The sequence below is a fragment of the Natrinema sp. DC36 genome (assembly GCF_020405225.1).
Lineage (GTDB): Archaea > Halobacteriota > Halobacteria > Halobacteriales > Natrialbaceae > Natrinema.
Genome location: NZ_CP084472.1, coordinates 3,695,491 through 3,712,990 on the forward strand (window position 1 = coordinate 3,695,491; position 17,500 = coordinate 3,712,990).

General features: G+C 62.9%; 16 protein-coding genes and 1 pseudogene. 7 read left to right on the forward strand and 10 right to left on the reverse strand.

Annotation, left to right across the window (positions count from 1 at the left end; genetic code table 11):
• Window positions 1–73 precede the first annotated feature (73 nt).
• The 6 genes from LDH74_RS18800 to LDH74_RS18825 all read right to left on the reverse strand — a co-directional run bounded on the left by LDH74_RS18800 (window position 74) and on the right by LDH74_RS18825 (window position 6,373).
• Entirely contained in the window at window positions 74–985 is a 912-nt protein-coding gene (locus tag LDH74_RS18800; RefSeq protein ID WP_226040200.1) for a hypothetical protein, read from the reverse strand.
• Window positions 986–1,024: 39 nt separating this feature from the next.
• Window positions 1,025–2,032, reverse strand: a complete 1,008-nt coding sequence (locus LDH74_RS18805; protein ID WP_226040201.1) for a site-specific integrase — start codon at window positions 2,030–2,032, stop codon at window positions 1,025–1,027.
• Window positions 2,033–2,616: 584 nt separating this feature from the next.
• Window positions 2,617–4,251, reverse strand: coding sequence for a preprotein translocase subunit SecD (locus LDH74_RS18810; RefSeq protein WP_226040202.1), 1,635 nt, complete (start codon window positions 4,249–4,251; stop codon window positions 2,617–2,619).
• The gene (gene secF / locus LDH74_RS18815) at window positions 4,248–5,123 is read right to left on the reverse strand and encodes a protein translocase subunit SecF (RefSeq protein ID WP_226040203.1); all 876 of its coding nucleotides are present in this window, start codon (window positions 5,121–5,123) and stop codon (window positions 4,248–4,250) included. The genes LDH74_RS18810 and secF overlap by 4 nt, the downstream gene beginning before the upstream one ends.
• Before the next feature lie 167 nt (window positions 5,124–5,290).
• A complete protein-coding gene (locus LDH74_RS18820; RefSeq protein ID WP_226040204.1) occupies window positions 5,291–5,764 on the reverse strand; it encodes a DUF5812 family protein in 474 nt (157 codons plus the stop codon).
• Between the two features lie 156 nt (window positions 5,765–5,920).
• Entirely contained in the window at window positions 5,921–6,373 is a 453-nt protein-coding gene (locus LDH74_RS18825; protein WP_226040205.1) for a response regulator, read from the reverse strand.
• Window positions 6,374–6,542: 169 nt separating this feature from the next.
• On the opposite strand from LDH74_RS18825, the gene LDH74_RS18830 reads away from it, so the two are divergent.
• Entirely contained in the window at window positions 6,543–7,838 is a 1,296-nt protein-coding gene (locus LDH74_RS18830; RefSeq protein WP_226040206.1) for a glucose-6-phosphate isomerase, read from the forward strand.
• A 374-nt stretch (window positions 7,839–8,212) separates the two neighbouring features.
• Window positions 8,213–9,346, forward strand: coding sequence for a CPBP family intramembrane glutamic endopeptidase (locus LDH74_RS18835; RefSeq protein WP_226040207.1), 1,134 nt, complete (start codon window positions 8,213–8,215; stop codon window positions 9,344–9,346).
• A gap of 22 nt (window positions 9,347–9,368) precedes the next feature.
• On the opposite strand, the gene LDH74_RS18840 is transcribed toward LDH74_RS18835, so the two are convergent.
• On the reverse strand, window positions 9,369–9,827 hold the full coding sequence (locus LDH74_RS18840; RefSeq protein WP_226040208.1) for an NOB1 family endonuclease: 459 nt from the start codon (window positions 9,825–9,827) through the stop codon (window positions 9,369–9,371).
• A 4-nt stretch (window positions 9,828–9,831) separates the two neighbouring features.
• Window positions 9,832–10,077, reverse strand: a complete 246-nt coding sequence (locus LDH74_RS18845; protein ID WP_098724692.1) for a PRC-barrel domain-containing protein — start codon at window positions 10,075–10,077, stop codon at window positions 9,832–9,834.
• Window positions 10,078–10,375: 298 nt separating this feature from the next.
• Here LDH74_RS18845 and infB point away from each other — a divergent pair, with 298 nt between their 5' ends.
• Complete coding sequence (gene infB / locus LDH74_RS18850) at window positions 10,376–12,175, forward strand: translation initiation factor IF-2 (protein ID WP_226040209.1); 1,800 nt, start codon at window positions 10,376–10,378, stop codon at window positions 12,173–12,175.
• A 271-nt stretch (window positions 12,176–12,446) separates the two neighbouring features.
• Here infB and LDH74_RS18855 read toward each other — a convergent pair.
• Window positions 12,447–12,825: pseudogene (locus LDH74_RS18855) on the reverse strand (cyclophilin-like family protein).
• A gap of 56 nt (window positions 12,826–12,881) precedes the next feature.
• On the reverse strand, window positions 12,882–13,802 hold the full coding sequence (locus tag LDH74_RS18860) for a PH domain-containing protein (protein ID WP_226040210.1): 921 nt from the start codon (window positions 13,800–13,802) through the stop codon (window positions 12,882–12,884).
• Window positions 13,803–13,957: 155 nt separating this feature from the next.
• Here LDH74_RS18860 and LDH74_RS18865 point away from each other — a divergent pair, with 155 nt between their 5' ends.
• The 4 genes from LDH74_RS18865 (at window position 13,958) to LDH74_RS18880 (ending at window position 17,385) form a co-directional block, all read left to right on the forward strand.
• Window positions 13,958–14,308, forward strand: coding sequence for a hypothetical protein (locus tag LDH74_RS18865; protein ID WP_226040211.1), 351 nt, complete (start codon window positions 13,958–13,960; stop codon window positions 14,306–14,308).
• A gap of 136 nt (window positions 14,309–14,444) precedes the next feature.
• The gene (gene pyrG / locus LDH74_RS18870; protein WP_226040212.1) at window positions 14,445–16,136 is read left to right on the forward strand and encodes a CTP synthase (glutamine hydrolyzing); all 1,692 of its coding nucleotides are present in this window, start codon (window positions 14,445–14,447) and stop codon (window positions 16,134–16,136) included.
• Window positions 16,136–17,053, forward strand: a complete 918-nt coding sequence (gene guaA / locus LDH74_RS18875) for a glutamine-hydrolyzing GMP synthase (RefSeq protein WP_226040213.1) — start codon at window positions 16,136–16,138, stop codon at window positions 17,051–17,053. Before pyrG ends, guaA begins: the two co-directional genes overlap by 1 nt.
• A complete protein-coding gene (locus LDH74_RS18880) occupies window positions 17,050–17,385 on the forward strand; it encodes a CTP synthetase (RefSeq protein ID WP_226040214.1) in 336 nt (111 codons plus the stop codon). Before guaA ends, LDH74_RS18880 begins: the two co-directional genes overlap by 4 nt.
• The last annotated feature ends 115 nt before the right edge of the window (window positions 17,386–17,500 follow it).

The following is a 17,500-nucleotide window of genomic DNA, read 5'->3' on the forward strand; positions in this document are numbered from 1 at the left end:
AATCAATTGGGAAGTCGCAATCCACCGACCGCAATCCTTCTCATGCAAAGGAATGCGCTGTGTCGGTTTTCAGTTATCTTGGCCTCTCCGGTGGTGAATCGTCAATTGAGGATTGGATAATCAAGTCCCTATTGAGTCCATTTTCCTCTAGAAGATCCCCTACTGCCTCTATAGTACTATCAGTTGTTCCTGGAGCCACATAGACCGATTCAATTAGCTCTTGTAGGTCTACAGAAACTGGAATTCCGTTCGGTTGTTGTTCCCACTTAATCTTGTGCGCATTATCTGGGCCATCCTCTACAGGCTCATCTGTGGTGGGCACTGAGAAAATAATTGCTCGAAGCTCCTTTTCTCCTTTGTATTGTTTCCTTTTATGAACGAAAGGAAGAAGACCATTGCCTTCTGGGATTGAATCCTCAGAAAAATCAATATACCTCACCTTTCCTATAAATACCTCCTGCTCTTTGTGGGGTCTAAATGCATTCTTTAAATTACCGATAGTAGATTTTATAGCAATACCTTTCTTATCGGAATAGCTGTCCCACATGAGATTTGATTCAGCGTCATTTATATGCCAACAATTTAGGAAATGAGATGGTTTCGAAAATTCATAGCTCTCTATTGGTCTTTCTCGGATTTGTTCAACTGCGCTCTCAAGATTTTCCTCTGAATATATTTCCTCTATCTGCTCTCTATCTATCTCTTCATCAGCGAACTCCTCTAGCTGCTCCTCGACAAACTCCAAATCAACATTTTCCCATTGTCTTTTCAAGCTCTCTCGGACTTGTTGAGCCCTCCTTTCTCGATATTCTTCCGAAAAATTCTCACCGGGAATAGCGCCTTCATAGTCATCGTCCATTTCGTCTGACCGTGCAAAATACAGTTGAGAATCCTCGACTATCTGTTCAAACCGTTTGAAAGGCCGGTATCTCCAGATTCTGGTACGGTCAGAAGGCTCTTGTAGAGCACCGTGATCCTTATACATCACTTCCATCAAAAAATTCCAAAGAAAATAAATATGTGGTTAGATGTCTCGTATGTACTCTTGCCGTCGTTCAGCCTTTTCAGCACTTGATCCTTTGTCGTAGTGCTTCTCAAGTACCGTCCCGCTCATATTCACCCGTTCCCCAGTGACGTCCTTTGGTTGTCCAGCGTTCCGGGCGGCGGTCACATAGCCTCGACGCAGGGCGTGGGGGCTTACGCTCCCCGGACACTTGGACGAAGCGTTCCAAGACATAGCCTCGCAAGATTCTGGGTCGCGGTCAAATGGACACTCTCTACCGTTGTAGTAGCAGGGCCGGGTTGCAGTGTAGACGTACCGTTGAATCGTCGTCTCTACCACACGACCGCTCTTGGACGTTAGAAGCGGTTCCCGCCCGTGTTCGTCACCTACCTCGTTCTGATTCATCTCGATGTAGTCCCGGATGATCTCAGCTGTCTCAGCCGTAATCAACACGTCTCTCTCGCTTTTTTCTTTGTTCTTTAGCGGCGTTCCTGTTGTTGGCCTGTGACGAAGCTCCAGTGCAGGCCGTCCGTCGTCAAAGTCTTTGAGGTCGAGCGCCCGGAGTCCAGATATTCGCATACCTGTTTTCCACAGGATTAGCAGGGTGATGTGACGGTTACTCGCGTACTCGAACTTTTCAAGGAAGTCGAGCATTTCAATAGCTTCGTCCCGGGTGAGGAGGTCGTCGCAGATCTCGTCGTCTTTGCTGACCGACGGGATACGGACCATGTCGGCTATGCCCCGAGGGACGGCTTGGATGTGCTCGCAGAACTCGATGAACTGCTTGAGCGTCATCATGTCCTGCCGGGCAGTAATGACCTTCACGTTCGATAGGCGGTGTTCCTTGTACCGCTGGATCAGTTCGCTGTCAAGGTCATTTAGGTCTCTGACGCGCTCGTCTTCCAGCCAGTCACAGAATTGCCGAATAGAGGTTCGATAATTCTTGAGCGTCTTTCGAGTGACACTAGGCTGTTTGTCTTTGAGGAACCGGTTTTTGGCTTCATGCGGTGGGGTTGGTTTGAGTGCCATGTGATTGTCTCCATGTCCAGCCTGCACCGCAGTTCCCGACAACCGGTGAATGTCTTCCTGAGCACCTTAGCGGGTTCAGCGCGTCCTGTTACCTACGCGTCGAGGGCGTGAAACCGCCCGACGGCGCGACGAGAGCCCGGGTTCAAATCCCGGCCTAGGCTTGTTCGGCTTCATCGTTTCTGTCGTGATTCACCTCGTTGAGTGCCGCTATCGTGAGCGGCCTCGCTGACGGGTGCTGCTATTCCCGTATTTTCGTCCGATTTCGAGAACGTGCCGCAACTACTGACGGCCGATATCGGTTCGCCGCCCGACCCAAACTGTTGCCGTGTCAACTGCAAGTAGGCCTCGAGCCCGGCTGCAACTGCAGGCTGGTCGTTCTTGCTCGTCCCGGCGCTGCGTTGGTGTGGTGACCGTAATGCCGATCTGTACTGCCTGTAACGACCCCGTCTCGTACGATTTCGCTACTGCACACGGTGACGGCGACACCGTCGACTGGTGTCCGCGGTGTCGGGGACGCTAGCGCTCTCGAAGACAAGAGAACCGACCGCAAAACACCGCTATTGGGAAGTCGCCGCTCGAGACGCTTACCGATCGGTGAGCAGGCGTCGGAGGATGTCACCGTAGGCGGGACGGGTGATGAGGACCCCGATGAGCACGCCGAGGATGGTGATGATCGCGAATCCCTTGAGGTCACCGAGGCTCAACACGGCGAGCGGGGAGAGGGCGACGATGGTCGTCGCCGCGGCGGCACCGATGACCCAGAAGGCTTTGCGGAACCGCGATTGGAAGACCCGTTCCGAGCTGACGTCGCCTTCGTCCATCACCTCGTCGGCGATGATCACGAGGTCGTCGACCCCAGTCCCCACGACGGCGATGAACCCGGCGACGTGGGAGAGATCTAGCGGCATGCGTATCAGCGCGGCGAACCCGAGCAAGATTACCACCTCCGCGACCGCCGTCACGATCATCGGAAGTGCAACTCGCGCGTCCGTGTATCGGGTGTAGACGACGCCGCTGACGGTGATCACCGAGAGCAGTCCGATCAGCAGCGAGAACTCCTTGAACTGGGCGGCGTGGGCCGGCTCGATCGAGTAGACCTGATCGTTTTCGAAGTCCAGCGGCGCGCGCAGGCTGCCGGCTCGGAGGTTGACCGAGAGCGACTGGGCGTGTTGCTGACTCGGCGCACCCATCTGGAAGGTCGGGTTGTCCGCCCAGTCGTTTCGCATCGTCTCTGCCAGGCCCGGCCCCATGCTGTGTGCGTCGATGACCTCTCCGTCGACTACTGTCAGAAGGCAGTACTGTTCTCCCTCCTGATCGAAGTTGACGGTTCCATCGTCGCCGCGGAGGCCACACCGCCCGACTCCTTCGTTTTGATCGGTGAAGCCGAAGTCGTTCATTTGCTGCTGAAACTGGGATGCGGCCTCGCTTCTGACCTCCACCGGGACCACGTATCCCGACGTTTCCTGCCCCTGACTATTCGTCTTCTGTTGGGGCGGGTCGACATCGGCGATGTCGTCGCCGGTCAACACCGTCTGATTCGTCTGGTTCCCATTATCGGGATAGTAGGCGACGACCTCGACGACCCCGCGCTCGGAGAGCAGTTGGCGGAGTTCGCTCGCGTCCATGTTCGGGACCTCGACGACGATGTAGTGGTCGCCACCCGGTGTCGTTTGCTGGTAGGCCGAGCCGCCGGAGAGCCCCGCCGCGTTGACCTTCGTCTCGATCGTCTGGATTATGTCGTCGCGGGTCTTCTGGGTGACGCCGTCGCGGATGTCGTCCTCCGAGGCGTCGACGTCAGCCGACTGCAGTGCCGCGGCGAACTCGGCCTCCGTCACGTTGTCGGTGAACACCTCCGCGGTGACGGTCCCGTCGTCTTGTACGTCGACGCTGGTGTCCGCCGGCTCGAGGCCGAGTTCGTCGGTCATCGTCGACTCGATCTCGTCGAGCCGTTGGCTCTCCTGTTGGTCGATTCCGCCATCGGCCATGTCGGGCGCGATGTTCTCGGCGGTCATCCCGGTGACCGGGACCCTGATTCGGGTGCCGCCCTCGAGGCCGAGCCCGAACTCGAGGTTGGTGGGGCCGCTGTCGACGGTGCTCTCGGCGTAGCTGCTGTCGGCCACGATGCCACCGGGGATGAAGAGGGCGACGACGGCGAAGGTGACGAACAGGACGAGCAAGAGGAGCCGCCAGTTGGACTTGACGGCAGCGATCGGGTTCATGAGCGGATCCCCTCGAACTTGTACCAGCGAAGCAGACTCAGATTCAACATGTAGGTGTTCATCAGGTCGGCCGCGAGGCCGACGAAGAGGATGATGCCGATCGATGCCAGGAGGCCGATGCCGAAGATGTACGCCGAGATAGCCATGACGAGCATCGCGGCCATCGACGTAACCGTCATCGTGACGCCGGTCCGCATCGCGCGGTGCGTGCTCTCGTAGAAGCTACCGCTCCGGCGCAAAACGTGGTTGTTCAACAGGATGTCGGAGTCGACCGAGTACCCGATCAACATCAGCAAGCCGGCGACCGTCCCGAGCGAGAGTGGGATTCCGGCCAGGCGCATGAACGCCAGCGGGATCACGAGGTCGGAAAACGCCGAGATGACGACCGCGATCGACGGGACGAACGTCCGGAAGAGCAAAAAGACGATGGCGCTCATCCCGACGAACGCGATGGCGAGCCCCAGCATGGCCGTCTGCTGGCTCTGCTGGCCGAAGCTCGCCGACGTCGAGGAGACCGCCTGAACGACCTCGCTATCGCCGTCCGAATTGAGCCCCTCCTCGGCCTGATCGCCCAGGGCCTGCGAGTCGGTCGAGGAGAACTGCACGATGTACTGGTTTTCGCTCCCGGTTCCGGTCACCGATTCGGGCTGTTCGTCGAACGCCGCCGGAATCTCGTCGGCCGGCGTCGTCGTCTGGACGGTCAACTCCGTCCCGCCGGCGAAGTCCATCCCCAGCGGGACCGGCGTGCCGTACGCGAGAAACGATCCGCTGAGGACGATCAGTGCAACCGCGAGAACCGCGAGCGGAACCGCCGCGAGCTGACGGTTGCTGTACCGGGTGTACTCTATCTCCGGTACGTCGAAATACGCCATATACCGGACCACTTGCACCCTCCCGAAGTAAGCCTTCTCAATTCCACCGGCCTCTCGCGGCCGCGAGGCGTCGACTCGAGCCCGGGACTGCGGACAGTCGCCAGTGCTGAGTACGTCTTCGTTGGACGCAGCAGGCGGCGAGCGGATCGTTCGTCGGACGCCACCGATCAGTCCGGCAGGTATCGCACGCTCACCACGCCGTCGTCGGCCGAGCGGCGCACTTCCACGCGGACCGCCTCGAGCCGGGCCGCCCGCGAGATCGTCTCTTCGTCGGTGAGAACGTCCTGAGCCGCGGGTTCGACCTCGTCCTCGGGCACGCGGAACACGTGGATTTCGCCCGTCCCGGCGCGCTCCTCCTGGACGAGGTCGCCGACCTCGCTGTCGGCCGCGAGCTCTTTTTCGTGTTGGGTCGGCTCGAGGTCGCTGTCGACCAGGTCGATCGAGCGTCGGTCTTCGATGTCGATCACCTCCCAGGCGACGTCCAGCGGCGGCTCCGGTGCGACAGTGGCCTCGAGGATGTCGTGAATCTCGAGGCCGGGGTTCGACGCGAGGGTGTGGACCTGTGCGGTCTCGACGTCGCGAACGACCGCCGATTCGTCTTCGGCGTGCGTGACGACGAACGTGCCCGTCTTTTCGCTCATGGCCGACCCTACGCGAACCGTCGGTTTCGGGGTTTCGGCTTTCGACCGCGGTCCGACGGGGTGCGCCGGCAGAGTGCTCGTCGCTCTCCCATCGGCGACCGGTCGACCGTCCCTTCGAAGTCCGCTCGGACAACTCCGGTGCCCACCGGCACCGATCTACGACGGCGCGGGGGGATGCCGCGCCGAGTCGATCCAGAAGTCCTCGATCGCTTGCGCTAACGTGTCGAACTCGTCGGGATCATCCGGCTTCGTGAGGTACGCGTTCGCGGCCCGATCGTAACTCTTGACGATGTCCGCTTTCGCTTCCGAACTCGAGAGGACGAGGATCGGCGGTGGTGGAGAGTCCAGTTCGGTTTCAAGCGTTTCCAGGACCGTGAGCCCGTCTACTCGCGGGAGGTTCAGATCGAGGAGGACGAGATCGGGGTCCGTCCTCACGGTGCTCGTTTCACCGACGTCGAAGTATCTCGTGGCCTCTTTTCCGTCGGTGACCGTGTGGAACTCGATGTCGCTATCGACCGCTTTGAACGCTTCCCGGGTCAGACGAACGTCACCCGGATTATCTTCGACGAGCAAGATGTCGATCGGCTCGTTTGGCGTGTGGCTATTCATAGTGCTCGCTCTCGAGTAACACATACGAGCGCGTAAGAGTGATCCCTACATATGTGGTGGATCGGACTTGCTCGGCGCGATCGGTGACACCGGCGCCGTCGAACCGATCCCGGAGCGCCGTTGAACCGATCACGGAACGATTTTAGGCCCGGCGGTCGCCTCCTCGCGTATGCACGTCGACATCGGAAACGCGCTCGCGTCCGTCGCGTCGCCGGGCGTCTCGAGGGAGTCCCTCGAGCGCCTGGACGAGCAGGTGGCGGCCGCCCACGAGCGCATCGAGCGCGGGATGGCGAACGAGGAGCACGGCTACGAGGCGCTGAATCTCCCCGAACGAACCGATCCGGACGAGATTCGAGCGGCGGTCGAGCCGGTTTCCGACGCCGAGGCGCTGCTCACCGTCGGCATCGGCGGCAGTTCGCTGGGCGCGGCGACGATCACGAACGCGCTCGATTCGGACACCGAAACGGTCTTTCTGGACAACGTCGATCCCGAGTGGGTCTCGAACCGCCTCGAGGGACTCCCCCTCGAGAACGCCGCGATCAACGTGGTCTCGCGATCCGGGACGACGGCGGAGACGCTGGCGAACTTCCTGGTCGTTCGCGAGGCCCTCGAGTCGGCCGGCGTCGACTGGACCGAGCGGACGATCGTCACCACCGGCGAGGCCGGTCCGCTCCGCGACCTCGCGAACCGGCACGATCTGCCGTCGCTGAAGGTCCCCGATGGGGTCCCCGGTCGCTTCTCCGCGCTGTCGGCGGTCGGCATGGTCGCCGCGGCCGTCTGCGGACACGACCTCGAGGCGCTGCTCGCGGGCGCGGACGCCGAGCGCGAGACGCTGTCGGGGTCGCTCTTCGACTGTCCGGCCTACGCCTACGGCGCGACGACCTACGCACTGGACCAGCGAGGTGCGGGAATCAACGCGATGATGCCCTACGCGGAGTCCCTCGAGACCTCGGCCGAGTGGTTCGCACAGCTGTGGGCCGAGAGCCTCGGGAAGGACGATCTCGGCCAGACGCCCGTGCGAGCGCTCGGTGTGACGGACCAGCACTCGCAACTCCAGCTCTATCGCGCAGGCCCGCGGGACAAGCTCGTCACCTTCGTCACCGCTCGAGAGGGAACGGACCGGCCGATTCCTGACACCGACGCCGAGGATCTGGCGTATCTCGGCGACGCGACGCTGGGCGAACTCCTCGAGGCCGAATTCGAGGCCACCGAGGCCAGCCTCGCGGCCGCGGGCCGACCGAACGTCCGCGTCGAACTCGAGCGCGTCGACGAGTACGAACTCGGCGGGCTGCTCTACGGGATGGAAGCCGCCTGCGTGCTCGCGGGCGAACTCTACGGCGTGAACACCTTCGAGCAGCCGGCCGTCGAGTGGGCCAAGAAGGCGACGCGCGGCCTGCTGGGCGGCGGGGACTTCGAGGAGGTCGACGCCGTCGCGGCGAAGACGGAGCTTCGGATCGAACGGTAGCCGACCGCTGGGTCCCGTCCTCGTCGCGCCGTTGATAGTGAATGGAACGGTGTGTTCTGGAGGGATTGGGTGAGACAAAGCGTCCTGCTATCGTGGCAACACGGAATCGCCACGCCCTCCCCAGCCGATTCGCTCGTTCACTCCGTTCTCTCGCTCATCCCTCGCACGGCTTCAGGACGCGGCTCACCTATCGGGTTCGCCGCGGCCCAGCGCGCGCCACCGCGTGCCGGGTGGTCAGTCTGGAGTGATACGTCGTTCGCTGTACTGACCGCAGGGGAGAGGAGACACGGTGCCGCTGCGGAGTGAAACCGGATCCTCCCCGTCGCATCGTCCGTTTGCGGTGCGCCTATCAGCCCTCGCACGAACACCTACGTATGACCGAGACTGCACGGGCCGACGACGCCGGCCCGATCGCCTCAGACGTGATTCCCGGGATCGGGACGGCCCTCGCGGGGATCACCATGGTCGCCATGCTCGTCCCCGTCCGCCAGGGCGTCGACGATCTCGCCGTCTGGGCGGGCGTCGGGTTCGCCCTCGCCGCCGTCCTCGCGTTTCTCGTCCGTCGCCACGGCGGCATCGAGCGGACGATCGCTGGACCGATCGCAGCCGGCTCGAGCGTCGCGGTCGTCTTACTCACCGGCTACGCCCTGAATCAGGGGATTACGGCATCGACGTCGCTACCGTCGGTCTCGCTGTCGATTCCCCTCGTCTTCGTCGCTTTCGTTACTGCGGGACTGACCGCCGGCGTGGGCGTCGCGGAGTCCCTGGGTATCGGACTCGTCGGATTCAAACGCCGGACGCAGCAACTGGCCGTCCTCACCGGCGTCGGGTTCGCCGGTCTCTTCGCTCCCGAAGTCACGACGCCCATCCTCGCGATTCCGATCTTCCCGTTCATCGAGTCGCTCTCGGAGACCGAACTCCTCGTCGTCAGTCAGGTCGTCGGCAATCTCGGTATGGCGCTGGGGACGGCGATCATCGTGGTGGGCTATCTCCAGCTGACCGATCGCGACCGCTCCTTTCTCGATCTCCGATTGCCGACGGCGCGGGAGGTCGGCTGGACCGTCGCCGGACTGATCGTCCTCTTCGGGGCCGTCTTCGCGATCGATTTCGTCATGCGGACGGTCGGCGTCGAGGGCTCGGATCACGCGACGACCCAGCGAGCCCAGGAGCGTCCCGAGCTGATGCTTATAATGATCCCGATCGCGATCCTGATCATCGGTCCCTTCGAGGAGCTGCTGTATCGGAACGTCATTCAGAAATCGCTCTACGACACGTTCTCACGGGCCGGTGCCGTCGTCACGGCGAGCGTCATCTTCGCCGCCGTCCACGTCTCCGCGTACGCCACCGCCGGTCTCGGCGCGGTCATCGCCAGTCTCGGTACCGTCTTCGGACTCTCGCTCGTCCTCGGGACGATTTACGAGCGAACCGAGAACCTCGTGATCCCCGCGCTGGTCCACGGGCTCTATAACGCCGTGCTGTTCGCGAACCTTTACTCACTCTACGGATAAACTGCGCCCAGCTCCCGTCCCGTTACGAGGGGTTCTTTCTGGCCAGTTCCGACCCGCAGATCGGGCACCGGTCTTTTTCCTCGTCGAACTCGCGACCGCAGCCCTGACACTGGTAGCGCCAGTGGCGCTGTTCGTCGATCCCCTCGCGGGCGATCACTTCGACCTCGACGTTGAGTTTCTCCGCGACGTTTTGCATCGCGTAGTCGTCGGTCACGAGGACGGCGTCGAGTTCGAAACTCGCCGCGACGAGGCGAACGTCGGTGCCGGAGAGGACCTCGAGGTCGCCGGACTCTCGGGCCGCGCGCTCGACCTTTTCGGTGGTGTCGTCGTTGGGAATGTGAATGTGCATCCCGGAGCCCTCCATCGCATCGTAGCGATAGGCGCTCTCGTCTTCCAGTTCCTCGCGGACGAGCGGGATAGTTGCAGTCTGTTCTGTCGTGTGGAAATCGTGGATAAAAGCCGAGGAGTCGAGAACGTACATACCGTTAGCGCTGGACGACGATGTAGTCTTTTACCGCCTGAACGCGGTTGACGGGAACGAGGAAGTGGCCGGCGTCGTCGAGATCGAAATCGACGGCGCGCCGGGACAGTTCCTCGTCCGGTTCGATAACGAGATCGTTGAGTTTCCCCGATTTGAGATCCATCGTGATGTTGTAGAGCAATCCGAGCTCGGTGCCGTCGGAACCCATGACGGACTTCCCCGAGAGGTTTTCAGCGAGTATATCGCTCATGCATACCCGTACTTACTAATCGGTATTAAAAACCACGGGGTGAGCGCGGCTCGGCGTCTGACGCCGGGCAGACACGGGCCGAACGCCCGCCCGATCGAACCCCGTTCGGACACGATTGGATCCGTTCGAACGCGCTCGAGTTCGACGCGGACGTTCGGGGCTGGACCCACCCGTCGAACCGGTCCGCGGTCGTCGGGCGGGACGCGATTGCAGCCGTGATCACCGGAACGGCGATGACGATGGGTTTAACTGCGGCGATACGGACGATTTAGACAAGACCTTCCTCGGGTGGTTCACCATGTCGGACACGGATACACGCGACCCCACATCCCTCAGAACGCCGATCGTCGCCGTCCTCGGACACGTCGATCACGGCAAGACAAGTCTCCTCGACAAGATCCGCGGCTCCGCGGTCATCGAGGGCGAAGCAGGCGCGATCACCCAGCACATCGGCGCGACCGCCGTTCCGCTGGACATCATCTCCACGATCGCGGGCGAACTCGTCGACCCGGACGACTTCGACCTCCCCGGCCTCCTCTTCATCGACACGCCGGGTCACCACTCCTTTACCACGCTGCGATCCCGCGGTGGCGCGCTGGCCGATATCGCCATCCTCGTCGTCGACGTCAACGACGGCTTCCAGCCCCAGACGCTCGAGGCCCTGGATATCCTCAAGCGCTCCGAAACGCCGTTCATCGTCGCGGCGAACAAGATCGACACGGTTCCCGGCTGGAATCCGAACGAGGACTCGCCGATCAACGACACCTACGAGTCCCAGTCCGAGCGCGTCCGCCAGCGCCTCGACGAGAGCCTCTACGAGATCATCGGCAACCTCTCGGACGAGGGCTTTTCCGCCGACCTCTACTGGCGCGTCCAGAACTTCCAGCGCAACGTCGGCGTCGTCCCCGTTTCGGCGATGACCGGCGAGGGCGTTCCGGACCTCCTGACCGTTATGATGGGCCTCTCCCAGCGCTACATGAAAGAGGAGATGGAGATCGACGTCGCCGGCCCCGGCGTCGGCACCGTCCTCGAGGTCAAAGAGGAGAAAGGGTTCGGGACGACGATCGACACGGTGCTGTACGACGGGACGATCCGGTCGGACGATCAGCTCGTCGTCGGCGGCCAGAACGAGCCGATCGTTACCGAGGTGCGCGCGCTGCTCCAGCCGCGACCGCTGGCCGAGATCCGAACCGAGAGCCGGTTCGAGAAAGTCGACGAGGTCTCGGCAGCGTCCGGGATCAAAGTCGCCGCGCCCGAACTCGCGGACGCGATGGCCGGCGCACCGGTCCGGGTCGTCCGCGATCGCGACCTCGATGAGGTCGTCGCTGAAGTCCAGGCCGAACTCGCGGACATCGCCGTCGACACCGCCGAAGACGGTGTCGTCGTCAAGGCCGACACGCTCGGCAGCCTCGAGGCCATGGCCGACGCCTTGGGCGACGCGGAGGTGCCGATCGTCCGCGCGGAGGTCGGCGACGTCGCGCCGCGGGACGTCTCGGTCGCCTCGACGGCCGAGGATGGGAAACAGAAGGCCATCCTCGGGTTCAACGTCGACGTGCTCGACGACGCCGAGGACCGGGCCGAGATCGAAGACGTGACGATCTTCACCGACGAGGTCATCTACCAGCTGATCCAGGAGTACGAGGAGTACGTCGAGGGCATCGAGAAGGCCCAGCAAGACACCATTCTCGAGAACATCACGCGCCCCGCTCGATTCCGAATCCTCCCGGACCACACCTTCCGCCAGAACGACCCCGCGGTCGTCGGCGTCGAGGTGAACTCCGGAACGGTCCAGAACAACGCGAACGTCGTCAAGTTCGATGGGAACGAGGCCGACCGCGTCGGCCAGGTCAAGGGGATCCAGGAGCAAGGCGAGGACGTCGACGAAGCCCGCGCGGGCAACCGCGTCTCGGTCGCCATCGACGGCCCCACCGTCGGCCGCCAGATCGAGGAGGACGACGAACTCTGGATCGAGATCCCCGAGAAACACGCGAAGATCCTCGAGCAGGAACTCGCGAGCGATATCCCCGGCGACGAACTCGAGGCGCTGAATATGTACCTCGACAAGCAGCGCAGCCGGGACCCGTTCTGGGGGAAGTAGACGTACCTTTTTCTCGTCGGGTTCGCTCGCGTCGCTCGCTCACCACTCCTCCAAAAATCTACGCTAAAAAGGCCGCTCGCTCCCTGACTCACGGGCTAGCGCGCGTTCGTCTGTCCGCGGCGCAACGCGCCGCGCTGCTGGTCGCTCGCGGGTGCACTCCTTGCAACTCGACCGCAGCGGTAACTCCTTGGGCTGTACTTATCGCTAGAACGCTGCCCGCATCACCACCTGAGCATTAACAAAGCCGTTCGTTTCCGGATCATCCGCATACTCACTCCTCGGACCGCTCGAGGCGAACCCGCGCCCCGCCCTCGAGGTCCGCGAGCGGCTCCGTATCAGTAATCCGCCCGACGACGGTTACCGGGCGCGGCGGCCCGCGGCTCGCCGTCCTCGCTGGCCGGCGTCGGTCCCCAGAACAGACACACCTTCCCGCCGGCCGGCCAGTAGGCGATCGCGCCCTCGGGGACGACCGCGCTGGCGTTCTCGAGCGGTACGTCCAGCGCGAGATCGAAATAGAGTTCGTCGCCCCAGCGCGTCGCCTCGCCCGCGACGGGGAGCGCGTCCTCGAGTGCGGCTCTCGTTTCGGGTGCGTCGTCGGTCCACTCGGCCTCGAGGTTACGGTCGTCGACGGTAACGCGGAGATCGCTCATACGAACACGTCACGAAGCAGGGGTACTTCTCGGTGACGACCGAGTCGCGTCGCGTCTCAGCCCGCGGTTTCGACGGCCCTCGAGTCGCGACGTTCGGCCCGGACGCGAGCGCGCTCGAGCGCCTCGGAGATCGATTCGGGATCGTCGATCGCGGAGCGGTCACAGCGGAGGTCGAACACGCTACTGTCGAACCCGAACCGCCGGCGTTCGACGACGAGTTCGTCGTCGGTCAGTCGGACGCCGTCGATCGTCTCCCACGGGATACATCTCTTCCAGAACGATCGGTCGACGACGAGACCGACCTCGTGGATGCGGATCTCCGGCGGATTCCACCGATCGGTTTCGTCGAGATCGTACCAGCCGTACCGCCGCGAGAGGATCATGACGGCACCGTAGATGATCCAGAACGGGCCCAGGAGCCACTCCCCCTGCCAGACGCTGACGACGCCGGCGAGGATCATCAACGCCATAATCACGGTGTAGGCCGGCTCGCCGGTCCAGCCGCCGCTTCGCTGCCACGTCCACGTCGCGACTGGCTCGTCGGCCGTGAGCGCGTCGACGTACCGGTTTTTCGCCATTCGCTCGAGGCCGAAGCCCGAAACGCCGGCCAGGACGGCGACGACGATCGTGACGACGACGAACCGGCCGGTGGCGTCGATCGGTGTGAATGCGGACCCGACGAGGACCGCGGTAAACGCCACTACCGGCGCGTAGCAGGCGAGGCGTCGCCACCGGGTCCCACCGATCCGCTCGGGGAGGCCGTGGGATCGCTTCGCGAAGATGTGGCCGACGATCGCGACGACAGTCACCGTACTCGGCAGGACGCCCAGCAGCGTCGCCGTGCTCGCCCCGGCCAGCAGGCCCGCGATTGCGACGATCCCGGTGGCGACGATCCCGAGGTAGAAGCCGAAACCGGCCTGAAAGCCGATGTCGGGCTCGTCGATCTCGAGCCGGGCACGTCGTTCGTGCGATGACACAGTGTTCGCGTCTTCCACTGCTGGGCATAAAACAAGTGCGGTGTCATTACTCCCCTTACACGATCCGTGTCGCCGTGCTCCGTGATCTCGGTAGTTCGAGACGGGCCGGCGAGTTCCAGTGTGAGAGTTAACACACCGCTCGTCGTGGACGACGTATGCTCGTCCAGCTTCGCCAGTACAAACACGAGGAGGTCCAGTTCGACGACAATCGGACGACCGGCGAGTCCCAGACCGAGGACACGGTCAACCCGGATGCGGACGACTACTTCGGCACAGACATGGAGGATCTCGATATCGAGACGTGGGACACCGTCGAGCACGAGGACGATCCGATCCAGCGCCGTTCCGTCACGGTCGACGGAGTCACCGCCGTCTCCGTCCCCGAGGATTCGGCCGAGGAAGATCCGGATCTCCCCGGACGGACGGTTCAACTCCGCATGAAAGGGGGCATCGAGTCCCTCGAGCACGCCGAGATCGTCGAAGTCCAGGACGAAAACCCGCAGTAATCCATCTCCATTTTTGGACGAATGTTCGCCCACAGCGCGAAACGCCGAGCGGTGGCCCTCGACGAGGGGGTGACAACCTCTGTCGGAGACAGTGCAGTCCCGAAATCGTTTTCAAGCGGTCGCGCGCACACTCGGTATGCCGACGGAATCGGACACTCATTATGACCCCTCGCTGGGGAACAAGTTCATCTTCGTCACCGGCGGCGTCATGTCGGGACTCGGGAAGGGGATTACGGCCGCGAGCACCGGCCGACTCCTCAAAAACGCCGGGTTCGACGTCACCGCGGTCAAGATCGATCCGTACCTAAACGTCGACGCGGGGACGATGAACCCCTACCAGCACGGGGAGGTCTACGTCCTCGAGGACGGCGGCGAGGTCGACCTCGATCTCGGGAACTACGAGCGGTTCCTCGACATCGACATGACCTCGGACCACAACATCACGACGGGCAAGACCTACCAGCACGTCATCGAAAAGGAACGCGCCGGCGATTACCTGGGAAAGACGGTCCAGATCATTCCGCACATCACCGACGACATCAAGCGCCGCATTCGCGAGGCCGCGGACGGAACGGACGTCTGCATCATCGAAGTCGGCGGCACCGTCGGGGATATCGAGGGGATGCCCTACCTCGAAGCGCTGCGCCAATTCGCCCACGAGGAACCCGAGGAGAACGTCCTCTTTACCCACGTCACCCTCGTTCCGTACTCGAAGAACGGGGAGCAGAAGACGAAGCCGACCCAGCACTCGGTCAAGGAGGTCCGCTCGATCGGCCTCCAGCCCGACGTGATCGTCGGCCGCTGCGAGGACCGCCTCGAGCCGAAGACCAAGGAGAAGATCGCGCTGTTCTGTGACATTCCCACGGACGCGGTGTTCTCCAACCCGGACGTCGAGGACGTCTATCACGTCCCGCTGATGGTCGAAGACGAGGGGCTCGACCAGTACGTCCTCGAGCACTTCGGCCTCGACGACGAGGCGCTGCCGGAGGGCGAGCGAACCAACGCGTGGCGCGAGATCGTCACCACCGAGAAAACCGGCGAGATCGACATCGCGCTGGTCGGCAAGTACGACCTCGAGGACGCGTACATGTCGATCCACGAGTCGCTGAAACACGCCGGCTTCGAGGTCGGCAGTAACGTCACGACCCACTGGGTGTCCGCCGACGAACTGAGCGAGGGCCACGACGGCCAACTCGAGGGGATGGACGGGATCATCGTTCCCGGCGGGTTCGGGATGCGCGGCTCCGAAGGCAAGATCCGAGCCGTCCAGTACGCCCGCGAAAACGACGTTCCCTTCCTCGGACTCTGTCTGGGCTTCCAGATGGCCGTCGTCGAGTACGCCCGAAACGTGCTCGGCCTCGAGGGCGCTCACTCCGCCGAGATGGAAGAAGAGACGCCCCATCCGGTCATCGACATCCTGCCCGAGCAGTACGAGGTCGAAGATATGGGCGGGACGATGCGGTTGGGCGAGCACACGACCGTCATCGAACCCGAGACGCTGGCATACGAGCTCTACGGCGACACGTCCTGTTCCGAACGCCACCGCCACCGCTACGAGGTCAACCCCGAGTACTTCGACCAGTTCGAGGACGAACCGCTGGTCTTCTCGGGCACTGCGGGCAACCGGATGGAGATCCTCGAACTCGAGGACCACCCGTTCTTCCTCGGGACGCAGTTCCACCCCGAGTACACATCCCGCCCCGGGCAGCCGAGCCCGCCGTTTCTGGGACTGATCGAGGCCGTCCTCGAGCAGACCGACGATGCGGCCGAGGCGGAGAGCGAACCCGACGACGCGGACACCGATGCTGAAACCGAGGTAACCCACTGATGGTAGACACCGAGACGTTCGTTCCAGACGCAGTTGCAGAGATCGGCGACGAAATCGGCGACGCGAACGCCGTCATCGCCCTTTCGGGCGGCGTCGACTCGTCGGTCGCCGCCGCACTGGCCTACGAGGCCATCGGCGACCGACTCACACCGGTCTACGTCGACACCGGCCTGATGCGGAAGGGCGAGACCGACCAGATCCGCGAGACGTTCGACTACATGGAGTCGCTGCGAATCGTCGACGCGAAAGACCGCTTCCTCGAGGCGCTCGGGGGAACCACCGATCCCGAGGAGAAGCGCGAGATAATCGGCGAGCAGTTCATTCGAGAATTCGAGCGCGAGGCCAAAGACGCGGACGCGGACTATCTCGTCCAGGGGACGATCTACCCCGACCGCATCGAGAGCGAGGGCGGGATCAAGTCCCACCACAACGTCGGCGGGCTCCCCGAGATCGTCGACTTCGAGGGCATCGTCGAACCGGTCCGTGACCTCTACAAGGACGAAGTCCGCGAGGTCGCTCGCCACCTCGGCCTCGACGAGATCGTCGCCGAGCGGATGCCGTTCCCCGGCCCCGGACTCGCCGTGCGCGTCATCGGCGAAGTCACCGAGGAGAAACTCGCGGTCGCCCGCCACTCGTGTCACGTCGTCGAGGAGGAACTCGAGGAGTACGAGCCCTGGCAAGCGCTCGCAGCCGTCATCGGCAAGGCCACGGGGGTCAAGGGAGACAACAGAGTTCACGGCTGGGTCGTCTCCGTGCGCTCAGTCGACTCGCGAGACGGAATGACCGCCCGCGCCCAGGAAATCGACTGGGAGACCCTCCAGCGCATCCAGTCCCGGATCACCGGCCAGAACGACAACGTCGCCCGCGTCGTCTACGACGTGACCCACAAGCCGCCCGCGACAATCGAGTACGAATGAGTACTACAATCACGACCGCAATCGTCGCCGGCCCCGACGACGACGGTATCGGCGACGCGCTCGAGCACGAGGGCGTCGACGTCACCCGACTCAACGGCGTTATCTCCCGTCCGCACCTCGAGGAGGCCGGCATCGTCGCGGCCGATCTGTACGTCCTGACCGACACCGAGCAGGCGACGACGATCCCGATCGCCTGCGACCTGAACGACGAGCTTCGAACCGTCGTCTACGCTCGGGACTCCGTCCCCGAGTTCGTCAGGGGCCAGCTCGATCTCGCGATCGACCCGCAACTGATGGACGCGAGCATCGTCGCTGACGAACTGGTCGCCTGACGCCGGAACCATCGACCGCGAGTCCGTGCATACGTGCCGATCGGTTTCGCATCGAGGCTCCTGACCGACCTCGAGTCGCACCGCTGAACTGCTCACGAACGGGGCACCGACAGGG